At 70.1% G+C, this 13,767-nt stretch carries 13 protein-coding genes; 6 read left to right on the plus strand and 7 right to left on the minus strand.

Annotated features, from left to right (window positions below; all coding sequences use genetic code 11):
- Positions 1 to 47: 47 nt before the first annotated feature.
- Genes HZF19_RS09090 through HZF19_RS09110 form a run of 5 tightly spaced genes read right to left on the minus strand, consistent with a single transcriptional unit; the run spans position 48 to position 3,529 of the window.
- Positions 48 to 650 carry a DsbA family protein gene (locus HZF19_RS09090; RefSeq protein WP_208028451.1) on the minus strand — a complete coding sequence of 201 codons (603 nt, stop codon included), beginning with the start codon at positions 648 to 650 and terminating at the stop codon, positions 48 to 50.
- Between the two features lie 36 nt (positions 651 to 686).
- Positions 687 to 1,253 (minus strand): phosphatase PAP2 family protein, encoded by a 567-nt coding sequence (locus HZF19_RS17125; RefSeq protein ID WP_208028452.1) that lies wholly within the window; start codon positions 1,251 to 1,253, stop codon positions 687 to 689.
- Positions 1,250 to 2,122 (minus strand): RecB family exonuclease, encoded by an 873-nt coding sequence (locus tag HZF19_RS09100; RefSeq protein ID WP_235979714.1) that lies wholly within the window; start codon positions 2,120 to 2,122, stop codon positions 1,250 to 1,252. Before HZF19_RS09100 ends, HZF19_RS17125 begins: the two co-directional genes overlap by 4 nt.
- Before the next feature lie 50 nt (positions 2,123 to 2,172).
- Complete coding sequence (locus tag HZF19_RS09105; RefSeq protein WP_208028453.1) at positions 2,173 to 3,030, minus strand: alpha/beta fold hydrolase; 858 nt, start codon at positions 3,028 to 3,030, stop codon at positions 2,173 to 2,175.
- Between the two features lie 25 nt (positions 3,031 to 3,055).
- A complete protein-coding gene (locus HZF19_RS09110; protein WP_208028454.1) occupies positions 3,056 to 3,529 on the minus strand; it encodes a hypothetical protein in 474 nt (157 codons plus the stop codon).
- 163 nt (positions 3,530 to 3,692) lie between these two features.
- Here HZF19_RS09110 and HZF19_RS09115 point away from each other — a divergent pair, with 163 nt between their 5' ends.
- Positions 3,693 to 4,556, plus strand: coding sequence for a hypothetical protein (locus tag HZF19_RS09115; protein WP_208028455.1), 864 nt, complete (start codon positions 3,693 to 3,695; stop codon positions 4,554 to 4,556).
- A gap of 4 nt (positions 4,557 to 4,560) precedes the next feature.
- Here HZF19_RS09115 and HZF19_RS09120 read toward each other — a convergent pair whose 3' ends face one another.
- Positions 4,561 to 5,769 carry an acyl-CoA dehydrogenase family protein gene (locus tag HZF19_RS09120; RefSeq protein WP_208028456.1) on the minus strand — a complete coding sequence of 403 codons (1,209 nt, stop codon included), beginning with the start codon at positions 5,767 to 5,769 and terminating at the stop codon, positions 4,561 to 4,563.
- A gap of 111 nt (positions 5,770 to 5,880) precedes the next feature.
- Between HZF19_RS09120 and HZF19_RS09125 the strand changes: the two genes are divergently transcribed.
- From HZF19_RS09125 to HZF19_RS09135, 3 genes are all read left to right on the plus strand, one after another.
- Positions 5,881 to 7,434, plus strand: a complete 1,554-nt coding sequence (locus HZF19_RS09125; protein ID WP_208028457.1) for an alkaline phosphatase family protein — start codon at positions 5,881 to 5,883, stop codon at positions 7,432 to 7,434.
- Between the two features lie 250 nt (positions 7,435 to 7,684).
- Positions 7,685 to 8,434: an ABC transporter ATP-binding protein gene (locus HZF19_RS09130; RefSeq protein WP_208028507.1), complete on the plus strand. Its 750-nt coding sequence runs from the start codon at positions 7,685 to 7,687 to the stop codon at positions 8,432 to 8,434.
- A 35-nt stretch (positions 8,435 to 8,469) separates the two neighbouring features.
- Complete coding sequence (locus HZF19_RS09135; RefSeq protein ID WP_208028458.1) at positions 8,470 to 11,004, plus strand: ABC transporter permease; 2,535 nt, start codon at positions 8,470 to 8,472, stop codon at positions 11,002 to 11,004.
- 55 nt (positions 11,005 to 11,059) lie between these two features.
- Here the strand turns inward: HZF19_RS09135 and HZF19_RS09140 are convergent, their stop codons facing one another.
- Positions 11,060 to 11,977, minus strand: coding sequence for an SDR family NAD(P)-dependent oxidoreductase (locus HZF19_RS09140; RefSeq protein WP_235979716.1), 918 nt, complete (start codon positions 11,975 to 11,977; stop codon positions 11,060 to 11,062).
- Between the two features lie 576 nt (positions 11,978 to 12,553).
- On the opposite strand from HZF19_RS09140, the gene HZF19_RS09145 reads away from it, so the two are divergent.
- Positions 12,554 to 12,910, plus strand: a complete 357-nt coding sequence (locus HZF19_RS09145) for an ArsR/SmtB family transcription factor (RefSeq protein ID WP_208028460.1) — start codon at positions 12,554 to 12,556, stop codon at positions 12,908 to 12,910.
- Between the two features lie 93 nt (positions 12,911 to 13,003).
- A complete protein-coding gene (gene arsD / locus HZF19_RS09150; protein WP_208028461.1) occupies positions 13,004 to 13,765 on the plus strand; it encodes an arsenite efflux transporter metallochaperone ArsD in 762 nt (253 codons plus the stop codon).
- The last annotated feature ends 2 nt before the right edge of the window (positions 13,766 to 13,767 follow it).

Consider the following 13,767-nt stretch of genomic DNA (forward strand, 5'->3'; position numbering starts at 1 on the left):
GACGCCACGTCGGCGGGCGCCCCGGCGGGCGGTCGGAGGCGGCTGGCTCAGCGGTCGAGGGAGGTGTGCTTCAGCTCGTTGAGCTCGGGCCAGCCGGCGACCAGGGCCACGATCCGCTCGATGGTGCGGGTCGCCAGCTCAGCATCGCCACCCGAGTCGTTCATGAGCCGCACGAAGGTCGCCCGCTCGCCCACCAGGAAGGTGGGGACTCCCCACACCTGGTGGCTCGCGGCTGCCGATTCGTGCTCTGCCCGCACGACGGGGAGCACCGCCCCGTTACCGATGGCTTCGAGCACCGCCGCCCAGTCGAGTCCCGCCCGGTCGAGCACCCCGGCGACCACCTCGGGATCTCGCAGGCGAAGGCCGTGGAGGTGGCGGGCATCGAACAGCTCTCGGTGTACGGCGAGGAACCGGTCGGGGTGATGGTCACGCACGTACACCCCCGCTTGTAGGGCGAGCAGGCCGCTGTCGTCGTCGGGTCGCTCCCAGATGTCGGGCTCTGTCTCGGCCAGGTGCACCTGGCCGAGACAGAAGGGCACGAAGCGGACGTCCCAACCCGCGCCGCCGAGGAGACCTTCGATGAGATGGTCGTGGATGTTGCGCGCGAACGGGCAGCGGTAGTCCCAGGTGACCCCGAAGCTCAGCGGCATGTGCGGTGCAACCGGATGGTCCGTGCGGCCATTCCGTCAGCGGTTCCGGAGTGGCCAGAGCCTGCGGAACGCGACCCCGAGCGCGAGACCCATCGCGGCGCCGCCGATCACGTCGGACATGTGGTGGATCCGCACGTGGACCCGGCTGGCTCCGACCGCGGCGGCGAGTGCCCAGTAGGCGGGCGCGGCGCGGCGGCCCTCGCCGAGCAGGATCGCCGCCACCACGGCCGAGCTGGCATGGCCGCTCGGGAAGCTGGTGGTGAGCGGGATGCGCAGCTTGTGCGGGCGCTCGCCCTGGTAGACGGGTCGTTCCCGCCGGAACATCGATTTCACCAGGCCGTTCACGATCACCGACTCGATACCGAGGCAGACCGACAGGCGGATCGCCGCCTCGAGGTCACGTTCGGACCGCAGCGCTCGTGACCAGGCGATGAGGTGCCACAGCAGCCCGAAGTCGGCGAGCTCGGTCACGGCATAGGTGATGCGATCGAGCGGCTCGCGCCCTCGAATCCGGTCGAACTGGCGATCGACCGCTTCGTCGAAGCGTTGGATGGCGGAGACTCGGTGTGGGGGTTCGAGCGGTCCGGCGGGGTCGGCGGTCACCCGGCGGATGCTAGGGGGAGCACCAGGGGTCGTTCATCCGCGACCTCGTGGTCGGGCCGGGCGCGGCGTGCCTCGGCGACACGGCGGGCTTCATCGGGGTCGCCCCCGAAGGCCGGGCAGTAGGTCTTGAAGGCGCACCAGTCACACAGTCGGGATGGCCGGGGCTGGAAGCTGTCGTTCTCGCAGGCTCGCTCGATCGTCGACCAGATGGCGAGCACCCGTCGCTCCAGCGCCCGGATGGACTGGTCGTTCGGTACGGCGGTGATCACCACCGGGTCGGCCAGGTAGAGGAGCTGAACCCTGGCTGGCCGGCGGCCGAAGAGCCGCTCGCAGAGGAACGCGTAGAACTGCACGCCGCTGAGCCTGCCCCGCTCCTGGTTCTGGTGCGGAGCCCGGCCGGTCTTGTAGTCGGTGACCACCAGCTCGCCGTCACGGTCGAGCTCCAGGCGGTCGATGATGCCGCGCAGCTTCAGGTCGCCGACGTCGGCTTCGAGCAGGAGCTCGAGGCCGATCGGGGTGACGGTGCGCGGGTCCTCGAGCTGGAAGTACCGACGCACGAGCTCCTCGGCGTCGTCGAGGAACGCCGCCTCGCCGGCGCGGTCGAGCCCGAGACCGGTGTAATCGGGGTCGGAGCGGAGGTCCTCGAAGGCCTCGTCGAGCGCGGTGAGCGCAGCAGGCAGGCTGCGCTGCTCGGGTGGCAGGAGGAAGAGCCGCTCGAGCGCCGCGTGGACCAGGGTGCCCTTGGTGGCCGGCAACGCCGGAGGCTCGGGTAGCCGGTCGATCGCCGAGAACCGGAACGCCAGGGCGCAATCGGTGAACGACGAGACCTTCGAGGGTGACAACGAGGTGGGTAGCGACATCGACCCCATGAGGGAACCCTACGCCAGGGGTCGGACAGCATCCGGGAACCGGCCGGGGATCAGGTCGCCGCGAACGCCCGTCTGACGGTGGCTGCGATCGCCTCCGGCTCCTCAAGGGGACCGAAGTGTCCGAGCTCGGGGTGCTCCTCGATGCGCCCATGGGGGAGGGCGGCCACGATGCGTTCGACGAACGTCGCGGGCCCGAACCCCGTGAACCCGCCCCGGGTCACGACCACGGGGCAGGTCACCCGGTCGAGCTGTGCGAAGGCATGGTGGGTCGCGCCCATCCGGTACACCTGCGCCTCGTGCTCCGGGCGGCACTTGAGAGCTACCGTCCCGGCTGCGGTGGGCGCGAAACCGTGGTCGACGTACGCCCGCAGCGCCTCCGGGTCGAGGGCCGAGAAAGGGGGCTTGGTGGCGAAGTTGTCGTAGGCGGCGTCGAAGGACTCGAACTCGGACCGTCGGCGGAGCGCGCCCTCCACGAGGGGGTTCGATCCGGCGTGGTCGGTGGCCTCGACCACGTCGGGGGGGAAGACCACCGGCTCGAACAGGTACAGCGCTCGGAAGGTCCCGGGCCGCTGCTCCTCGGCCAGCAGGAGCGCGGCGCCTCCCTTGGAGTGGCCGACGCCGAACGGCCGTTTCATCCCCAGCGCGTCGACCACGGCCAGCACGTCGTCGGCGAAGCCGTCCCAGTGGAACTGCCCGTCATCCGGGGCTGTCGAGTCACCATGGCCCCGCAGGTCCGGAGCCCAGCACCGGAACCCGTGTCCCTCGAGGTGTCGGGCCAGGGGGGCCCAGACCCGGCCGTGGAAGCCGGTGGCGTGCGCCAGCAGGAGCGGATGGCCGCTCCCGCCGAGGTCGTGGACCGCCAGGCGGACGCCACCGGTCGACTCGACCAGCCTGGTCACGCTGGTCACGGGGTGGTCCCGGTGGAGACGGGGCTCAGCTGGCGGCGGGGACGTCGTCGACCGGTTCGCACAGGTCGATCTTGGCATCCTCGGCGCAGACGCCGGTCCGCCAGCTCGGGAGCCGGCCTTCGTCGAGCAGGAGCCTGATGGTGGCGACGGTGCTGGGATCGATCACGACCGGCCCCTCCACCAGCGTCTCAGGGAGCAGGTCCAGGGGCACGGAGGTGGCCAAGCCGTTGCGCACGGGCGTGTCGTGGACGACGACGACCGCGTCGATGAACGGCACCCAGCTCACGTGCTCGGCGAGCGCGGTCCGGGTCGTGGCCGCCAGGTGGCCGGCCTGTTCCGCGGTCGTGGAGGGATCCGCGCCGGAGGGCAGCAGCACGAACGCACCGGGAGGGCCGACCACGAGGCGGGCTGCGCCGCTGGAGGCGACCACGCAGGCCGGCGGAAGGCCGGCCAGCACGCTGTCGATGCCGTCGAGCGATGCGTTGGCCACGTCGGTCACGTTCCCTCCATCGGCACCGGGGGACTAGGCCTTTAGACCTAATACTAGGCCGGACGGCCCATGCGGGACGTCGGCGACTCCTGACGCTCCGTTTGGGAGTCGCCGAGGGCCTCCGGTGGGGGATCCGACCGTGCCGGAGAGCCCGGCCGTAGTGTTGATGCGGATGGAAGGGGACGGGGAGCGCCCCGCGGCACGGGCTCGGCGTCTCGGGGCCTGGCTGGCCGAGCTGGGACGGGTCGCTCCCGGCCTGCTGGAAGCCCACCTGCCGGGGACGGGACTCGGCTCCCGTACCCGCGAGCAACTGGTGCTCACGGTCGCCGATGTCAACGGCTGCCGGGTGCTGGCGTGGGTCCACGGAGCCTGGCAGGAGTTCCTGGGTCCCGCCGACTCGGACGAGACCACCGAAGCGCTGGTGGCCTACGCCCGGGCGAGCGCCGAGGCCGGGATGCCTCTCGATGCCACCACCCTCGAGGCCATTTTCCCGGCGTCGGTGGTGCGCTCGACCCGGGCCACCGTGGCTCGAGCACAGCTCAGCAGCTTGCTGATGAACGGCGCTGGCCTGCTCGCCGACGAGTTGCTGAGCCGCCGCCCTGCCGGCGTGCTCGCCACGGCGGGACAGGTGGCCGCGGTGGCGCTGGTGCTGCCGGCACTCCTCCCCGCGGTGGCGGTGGCCGGCGCGTTGAAGGTCGCGGTGCGGGTCGCGCCAGCGCTCCCCGAGCCGGAGCTGCCGCCTGGCGACGACGCGAACCTGGTCGTCCACCTGCTGGCCGAAGCGCTGCCCTCGTACCTCGGCCACACCGTCGTGCGCTCGTTGCTGTTGTGGAGCCCGGTCGTGTTGGCGGTCGGGGTGCGGATGGAGGGCACCGCCGCGACCTTGCGCATCGGTCAGGGCCGGGTCTCGATCGTCAACGGCATCCGCTCCGATGCCCTGGTGATCGTGGAAGGTGGCCTGGAGCCGCTCTTCCACCTGGCCGCAGGCTCGATCGTGCGCCAGCTCGCGGCGAGCGCCCGGCGCAGCCGCGCCTGAGTTCTCAGGTGAAGGCGTTGAGGCCGGTGATCGCCTGCCCGAGCACCAGGGTGTGCACCTCGTTGGTGCCCTCGTAGGTGAAGACGCTCTCGAGGTTGTTCATGTGGCGGATGACGGGGTACTCGAGCGTGATGCCGTTCGCGCCGAGCACCGAGCGCGCCTCGCGAGCCACCCACAGGGCCTCCCGCACGTTGTCCATCTTGCCGAAGCTGACCTGTGCGGAGGTGAGCCGACCTTCGTCCTTCATGCGGCCGAGGTGCAGGGCGAGCAGGGTGCCCTTGTTGACTCGCACCATCATCTCGACGAGCTTGCGCTGCGTGAGCTGGAACGAGGCGATGGGCACGCCGAACTGCACCCGATCCTTGGAATAGGCGAGCGCCGCCTCGTAGCAGGCGCGCGCCGCGCCCATCGCCCCCCAGAGGATCCCGTAGCGGGCCTCGTTGAGGCACGACAGCGGCCCGCGCATGGTGGCCACCTCGGGCAGCCGGAGCGAGTCGGGGAGCCGGACGTCGTCGAGGACCAGCTCGGAGGTCACCGATGCCCGTAGCGAGAGCTTCTTCGGGATGTCGTTGGCGGTGAAGCCGGGTGTGTCGGTGGGGACGATGAACCCCGCGTAGCCGGACGTGCCCGAGTCGCCGTCGGTCCGGGCCCAGATGATGGCGACGTCGGCGATGCCGCCGTTGGTGATCCACATCTTCGTGCCGTTGAGGATCCAGTCCGATCCGTCCCGCCGAGCCGTGGTCCGCATGCTGGCAGGGTCGCTGCCCGAGTCGGGCTCGGTCAGACCGAAGCAGCCGATGACCTCCCCGGCAGCCATCCTGGGGAGCCACTCCTGCTTCTGCTCCTCGCTACCGAACCGCCAGATCGGGAACATCGCCAGCGAGCCCTGTACCGAGACGAAGCTGCGGGCGCCGCTGTCGCCCGCTTCGAGCTCCAGGCACGCCAGGCCGTAGGCGACCGCGCTCGTGCCGGCGCACTCGTAGCCCGTGAGGTGCATGCCGAGTAGGCCGAGCGCGCCCATCTCCTTGCCCAGCTCCTTGGGGAAGGTCCCTCGCTCGAACCAGTCGCCGACCTCGGGGAGGATGCGGTCGCCGACGAACTGGCGAACCGTGTCCCGCACCAGGCGCTCCTCGTCGGAGAGCAGCGCGTCGAGCTCGAGGAAGTCGTGGGCGTCCCCCTCACCGAACCGCTTCTCGCCGGGCGCTGCCGTCATCGTCGTCCGTCCTTCGCCTTCGCTCGGTCTGCCGTTCACCCGCCGTTCGCTCGCCACTCCTGCGGGCGGCGACGCTCTTCCCGCCGCAGGATCGCAGCCTACGCTTGAGGCATGGCCACGACCGAACACAGCTCCCGACCGGCGACCGACGAGCACCTCGATGCGGTGGCGCGAGCGGAGGCGGCACTGCTCGATCCGGCGCTGGCGCACCTGGTCGAGATGGTCCTGCGCCAGGTCGACGACGACACCTACGAGGCGGCCGCGGTCGACGGCCGGGTACGGGTGCGGCGCCGTGCCGATGGCCACGGCTGGTCGTTCGAGGAGCTGGCGGTCGAGGGGCGGAACCCACTCGCCGACCAGCGCACCGACCGGTTCTCACCGCTCGACGACGAGCGAGCCACTCCCTACCCGGCGCGCACCGAGAACGCGTACCCCTTCGCGTACGAGCAGCTCGGACAGCTCTTCGACCACCCGGCGGCGCCGGATCTCGTGGCGGTGCACACGGCCGCGCACAACTGGGAGGATCACGGCGGTCATCGCGGCGAGCACGGTTCGATCGACGTCGTGCAGGCCCGGGCGCCGTTCGTCCTCGCGGGGGCGGGAGTGCGCCAGCTCGGGATGGTGCCCCGGGCGTGCCGGCTGGTCGACGTGGCACCCACCGTGCTCACGTTGATGGGCGCGCCACTGAGGAGGGGCATCGGTCTGAACGGTGGCGAGCGCGACGATGCGTTGCTCGCCCGCCAGGACGGCGAGCCTCTGGTGGAGCTGATCGACTCCTCGTCGCCGCCGCCCGCGCACGTCGTCGGGTTCCTGCTCGACGGCACCAACGCGAACGTCCTGTACGACCTGGTGGCGAGAGGGGAGGCTCCGAACATCGCCCGGCTGATGGCCATGGGCACCACCCTCGCCCACGGGGCGATGTCGTCGTTGCCCACGGTGACCTTGCCGAACCACACCACGATCCTGACGGGCGCGTATCCGGGGCACCACGGCATCCTCCACAACGCGTGGTGGGACCGCGTCAAGCAGGCCCAGCTCGTCACCAACTCGCCCGCCACCTGGGTCACGGCCATGGACACCCTGGAGCCGGGGGTCGAGACCCTCTACCAGGCCGTCAAGCGAGCGTTCCCGGGGTCGGTGGTGGTCTCGATCAACGAGCCGTGTGACACGGGGGCCGATTACTCGATCTTCGACCTGATGCGCCGGGGAGAGCAGATCGACCGCCCCCCACCGGCGGAGGAGCTGCCCCACACCAGCCAGATGTTCGTGCGGCCGGTGAAGGAGTACCGCTGGTCGTCGCTGATCGACCACACCGCCACGCAGCAGTTCGCCGGCATCTGGAGCGGGCATCACCGCGGGAGGTCGTGGCCGCTGCCTCGGTTCACGTGGGTGAACTTCTCCCTGACCGACGCCGCGTTCCACGAGGGTGGGCCGTACTCGGAGATCGCCGCGGCGAGTCTGCGGGACACCGATGGGCGCATCGGTGAGGTCCTGGCCGCGGTCGAGCGGGCCGGGGTGTTCGACCGCACCGCGTTCTTCCTCGTCGCCGACCACGGGATGGAGGAGACCGACCCGTCCTGCACCGGCAACTGGGCCGGTGCGCTCGCCGAGAGCGGGGTCCCCCATCGCGACGAGGCGTACGGCTTCGTCTACGTGCGTCCGTAGGTGCCGGTTCCGCGCTCGAGCGGCGGGCCCGGTTCACCGCGCAGGAAAGGGGTGGGGGTTCGCTGCCGTGTTCCGTAGGCTCTTTCGGACGACCAGCGTCACCGCTTCACCCATCCCTGCCGTTCTGGCATGTCAAACGCGTGCTGCGGCACGCGTTTGACATGCCAGAACTTGCGAGGAGCCGTGTGAGATCCCGGGTGGGGCGAGGACGCGCCAGATCTCAGGGAGTGAACGCGTGACCGCCACCGCCATGCCATCGGGCTCGCCGTCGGCCTCCGCGGCCGCGGCCCGCACCGTCGAGGCCACCAAGATCTACGGAACCGGGGACACCGAGGTGCACGCGCTCGACGGGGTGACCGTCGAGTTCGAAGCCCAGCGCTTCACGGCCATCATGGGGCCCTCGGGGTCCGGCAAGTCGACGCTCATGCAGTGCGTCGCGGGGCTCGACAACCTCACCTCCGGCCAGGTCTTCATCGGCGACACCGAGCTGGGCGCGCTGAGCGAGCGCCGGCTCACCCGCCTGCGGCGTGATCACGTCGGCTTCATCTTCCAGGCGTTCAACCTGGTGCCGACCCTGAACGCGATCGAGAACATCACTCTCCCGCTCGACCTGGCGGGGCGGAAGGTCGACCGTGAGTGGCTCGACTCGGTGATCGACACCGTCGGGCTGCGCGACCGCCTCCGGCACCGGCCGAGCGAGCTGTCGGGGGGCCAGCAGCAGCGGGTGGCGGTGGCCCGAGCCCTGGTGGGTCGTCCGACGATCATCTTCGGCGACGAACCGACCGGCAACCTCGACAGCAGGGCCGGGGCGGAGATCCTCGGGTTCCTGCGCCGAGCGGTCGACAGCCTCAGCCAGACCGTGGTGATGGTCACCCATGACCCGGTCGCGGCCAGCCATGCCGATCGGGTCGTGTTCCTCGGTGACGGGCGGATCGTGGGCGAACTCGCCGATCCCACCCCCGAACGGGTCCTGGACCGTCTGAAGCGGCCGAGCCGCTGACCGGCCGGCCGGACGGAGATCAGGAGCGATCCGACATGCTGAAGGTGACGATCAAGGGCTTGTTCCAGCACAAGATCCGATTCCTCCTCACGACCATCGTGGTGATCCTCGGGGTGTCGTTCGTCGTCGCGTCGTTCACGCTCACCAGCAGCGTGCGGGCGCAGTTCGACCAGCTCTTCCGGGACATCAACGCGAACATCGATCTCACGGTGCGGGCCCAGGAACGCTTCGATACCGGCGCATTCGGCTCCCCAGGACCGGTGCCTGCGGACCTGCTCCCTGCGGTGCAGCAGGTGCCCGGGGTTGCCGCGGCCCAGGGATCGGCCGGCGGCATCCCAGCGGTGGTGATCGACCCGAGGGGCAAAGCCGTCCTTCCGACCGCCGGGCCGCCGCTGGGTGTGAGTTGGCCCACCGAACCACCGCTCTCGCAGGTCATCCTCACCGGCGGAGCTGCCCCGGCGGCCCGGGACGAGGTGGCGTTCGACGAGCGCCTCTTCGAGGCCTCCGGGTATCAGCTGGGGGACAGGGTGACGGTGCAGACCCCGAAGGGAAACGGCACCTACCGGCTCGTCGGCACCTTCAAGTTCGGCGAGGCCAATGCGCTCGCCGGCGCCTACCTGGTGGCGTTCACCCTGCCCGAGGCCCAGTCGGTGTTCAACCTGGAGGGTAAGTACCAGCAGATCGAGGTGCAGCTCGCGCCTGGCGCCGACAGTGCCGACGTGGAGCAGCGGATCGCGGCGACGCTCCCGCCCGGCTACGAGGTGGTGCGCACCGAACAGGTCGTGGAGGAGAGCCAGGCAGATCTGGGGTCGATCATCGACGTGTTCGGTTCCGTGCTGCTCGCTTTCGCGTTCATCACCCTCTTCGTCTCCGCGTTCTTGATCTTCAACACGTTCCTCATCGTGGTGGGGCAGCGGATCAGGGAGATGGCGCTGCTTCGGGCCGTGGGCGCGAGCAGCACCCAGGTGGCGGGCTCGGTGTTCGGTGAGGCCTTCGTCGTCGGTCTGCTGGCATCGGTGATCGGCGTCTTCGGCGGACTGGGTCTGGCGGTGGCGCTCAACCTCATCCTGGCCGCGGGTGGGTTCGGTACCGACGAGACCCAGCTGATCGTCTCGCCGAGCACGATCGTCGCGGCCTTCGCGGTCGGCATCGGCACCACGCTCGTGTCCTCGGTCTTGCCGGCAGTGTGGGCGACGCGCATCCCACCGGTCGCGGCGATGCGCGAAGGGTTCCGGCTCTCCCTGGGGTCGGTGCGGCTGCTCGGGACCATCGGCGGCATCCTGGTGGCCGCCGGTGCGGCGTCGATCGCGTGGGCGCTGCTCAGCTCACCGGACACGCTGCCGCTCTTCGCCGCCCTCGGAGCCGGTGCGCTGGTGGTCTTCATCGGCGTGGCCCTGCTCAGCGCGGCGTTCGCCAGCCCGGTGGCTCGGGTGCTGGGGCTGCCGTTCCGCCGCCTCTACAAGGTCACCGGCGAGCTGGCCCGCCAGAACGCGGCTCGCGAGCCGAGCCGGACCGCGTTCACGGCCGCGGCACTCATGATCGGGCTGGCGCTGGTGTCGATGTCGTTCGTGGTGGGCTTCTCGTTGCGGGACTCGTTCGTGTCGTCGCTGCGGGGGAGTGTCAACGCCGATTGGTACGTGCGGACGGACTCGTTCTTCGGGTTCTCCCCGGAGGTGGCACAGCGGCTGCGCGAGCGACCCGAGCTGACCGCGGTCAGCGCGCTCCAGCAGGGCCGCATGCAGGTCGGTGACTCGGTGAAGCAGTTCAGCACCATGGACTACTCGGTGCTGCCGGAGCTCATCGATCTCCACGTCGTGGCGGGAGCGATCACGGACGACCGGGGTCTGCTCATCAACGCTGATCCCGCTCGTGAGCTCGGCGTGTCGGCAGGTGACGTGCTGACGGTCGTCTTCCAGGAGACCGGTCCCGTGCAGCTCCCGGTGTTGGCGGTCTACGACGACTCGAGCATCGTCGGCAACTGGATGGTCGACTCGGCCACCTATCGCGACAACTTCACCGACCAGACGGATTTCATGGTGATCGCCAAGACCGCATCCGGTGTCAGCGAGGCGGAGGCCCGGGCGGCCATCGAAGCGGCCGTTGCCGACTACCCGCAGCTCAAGGTCGAGAACAGCGAGCAGTTCATCGGCAGCCAGGAGTCACAGGTGGACCAGCTCCTGGCGGTCATCACGGTGTTCCTGCTGCTGGCCGTGATCATCGCGGTGATCGGCATCGTCACCACCCTGGCGCTGTCGGTGTTCGAGCGCACCCGGGAGCTGGGCCTGCTGCGGGCGGTCGGCATGCTGCGCCCGCAGATCCGCCGGATGATCCGCCTGGAGGCGGTGATCGTGGCCGTGTTCGGGGCGTTGCTGGGCGTGCTGGTGGGGGTGATCTTCGGGGTGGTGCTGGCCGCGGCCATCCCCCAGAACATCATCAGCACCATCACCGTGCCCGTCGGCTGGCTGGTGGCGTTCGTGGTGGTGGCGGCGGCGTTCGGGGTGATCGCCGCGCTCTACCCCGCGGCCCGGGCCGGTCGCCTGAACGTCCTCGAGGCGATCGCCACGGAATAGCCGGGCAGAGTGACGGCGCCCCGACGCCCCGGGGTGCCGCCGCGCGGAGAGACCCTCAGGAGACCTTGCCTTCCTTGCCCTCGGTGAGGATGGTGAAGATCTTCTTCAGCTCGTCGTTGGGGCCCTCGGGGATGATGTAGCCCTCGGTGTCGCGGATCTCGTCCCAGTGGTCGCGAACATCCTCGACGGTGAGGTCCTTCTTGAAGTAGCCGGGGGTGAGCCCGATGAAGAACCGGGCCACGAGCCCCCCGGCGACCGAGTACACCTCGCCCGACACGTCGCATGCCTCGGAGGCCAGCCAGCACACCACCGGGGTGACCGTCGCGGGGTCGAGCATGTCGCCCACAGGGCCGAGCAGCTCTTCGGTCATGCGGGTCTTGGCCACCGGCGCGATGGCGTTGGCCTTGATGTTGTACTTGCGTCCTTCGTTGGCCAGCACCCGGGTGAACCCGACCAGCCCCATCTTCGCCGCGCCGTAGTTGGACTGCCCGAAGTTGCCGAGCAGGCCGGAGTTCGAGGACGTGTTGACCACCCGGCCGTAGCCCTTCTCGCGCATGACGACCCACGCGGGCTGGGTGACGTAGAAGGCGCCGAGGAGGTGGACCTGGATCACCGGCTCGAGCAGATCGGGGGTCATGTTGTGAAAGGTCTTGTCCCGCAGGATGCCGGCGTTGTTGATGACGATGTCGACGGTGCCGAACGCGTCGAGCGCAGCCTGCACGATGGCCTTGCCCCCTTCGGGGGTACCGACGCTGTCGTGGTTGGCGACGGCCTCGCCACCGAGGTCGTTGATCTCCGCCGCCACCTTCTCCGCTGGGCTGGCGTCGCCGCCCTCGCCGGAGACGGAGCCGCCGAGGTCGTTGACCACCACCCGGGCGCCCCGGCGCGCCAGCTCCAGCGCGTGCTCCCGGCCGAGACCACCCCCCGCCCCGGTGACGATCGCGACCTTGCCGTCGTAGCCGATGTCTGCCATGGCTTCGTCCATCCTCCCTGTGTGGTCCGTGGCAGCCTGCCCCTCTCCGTTCCGGCAGGTCAAACGCGTGCTGGGGCACGCGTTCGACAGGCCGGTTGGCTCAGGTGGGTGGCCCGCTTGTGGTGGGTCTGCCGCAAGTTCGGTTGACGGTGGTTGTGTGTGATCACGTTCCGTTGGCGTCCTGATCGGGGTCGCACGGTGATCATCGCTCGGCTTCGGCTTGCGGCAGCACGGGAGCGAGCGTATTGGCCGCTCTCGGCCTGGGCTGCGGTGTTCAGGCCGAGCGAGACTCGCGGTCGGTGTGGAGGTGGTCAGGCGTGCGGCAGGCGGCACGGGGACTCCCAGGCGATCGGGCCGCACGCTCTTGGCCGCGGCTGTGACCGCGAGAGGGAGAGAGAAGCCGGGAACGCCCGGGAAGCGCAGTGACCACAAATGTCCTGGTCATACCCTAGTTTCACCCCGTTCCCGCAGGTCAGAGCACTGGTGACGTGGGATTCACACGGCAGAGGCCACTGGTTCGAGTCCAGTATCGCCCACCCGCAGCCACGGGACGTCCCTGGGGCTACCCTCGAGGACATGGGAGGGACGCGGCAGGTCGATGGCCCCGGACGGGACGGCTGCTGTGCCGCCCCCGACCTGAGCGGACCGCCTGCCGAACCCGCCGAGCTCGACGACGAGCAACTGGCGGGCATGGCCAAGGCGCTCGGCCACCCGCTCCGGGTCCGGATCCTGAGGCTGCTCGTGGAACGCAGGGCCTGTGTCACCGGGGACCTCGTCGCCGAGCTGCCGGTCGCGCAGTCCACCGTGTCCGAGCACCTACGGATCCTGCGTGAAGCCGGCCTCGTCCAAGGCGAGATCGAGGGGCCCCGGACCGCCTACTGCGTCAGCCCCGCCGGTCTCGCGGCCTTCAAGCACGCTGTCGCCGGGCTGTGACGATCATCATCCGGAATGGGTTGCAGCGAGCTCACGCCACAGCTAGTGTTATCGGCAATCGACGATTGACGATAACACGATGGAGGTCTGGCGATGACGGTCATCGAGGTCTTCGACCCAGCGATGTGTTGCTCGACCGGCGTGTGCGGTCCCAGCCCCGACCCGGTGCTGGCGACCTTCACCGCCGACCTGGACTGGCTGGCCGCCCGGGGTGTGGAGGTTCGCCGGTTCAACCTCTCCCAGGAGCCGGGTGCGTTCGTGCAGCGACCGGCGGTCCAGCACCTGCTGACCCGCGACGGTGAGCAGGCCCTTCCCATCGTGGTCCTCGACGGGGAGGTGCGCTCGAGTGGTCGGTACCCGTCCCGCGGTGAGTTGGCCGGCTGGGCGGGCGTCGAGGCCGTGGAGGCGGTCGGTGTGTGGAGCGACGCCGTCGCCGAACTGGTCGCCGTCGGTGCCGCTGTCGGCGCGAACTGCGAGCCATGCTTCAAGTACCACTACGACAAGGCCCGCAAGTTCGGCGTGACCAACGAGGAGCTGGTCGCAGCGGTGCGCACGGCCCAGGCGGTGAAGGACACTCCTGCCCGGGCGATGCTGTCGTTGGCCGCCAGGCTGCTGCGGGTGGACGCCGCCGCCTTCGGCTCCCCGCTGGCTCCCGCCTCGGCGCCAGCCGACGAGCCCACCACGGAGACGCCCGACAACGGCGGGAGCTGCTGTGGGTCCGACGAGCCCGTGGCGATCGGTGCCACCCCTGGGACCGGCTCCGCCGGTGCGTCGGTCACCGTCCCGCCGGCAGGCGACGATGGTCCCGGCATCCCGGCGTCGGGTGAGCCGACGGGCTCGGGTTGCTGTGGCTGAGC

The sequence above is a fragment of the Rhabdothermincola sediminis genome (assembly GCF_014805525.1).
GTDB classification, from domain to species: domain Bacteria; phylum Actinomycetota; class Acidimicrobiia; order Acidimicrobiales; family Acidimicrobilacustridaceae; genus Rhabdothermincola; species Rhabdothermincola sediminis.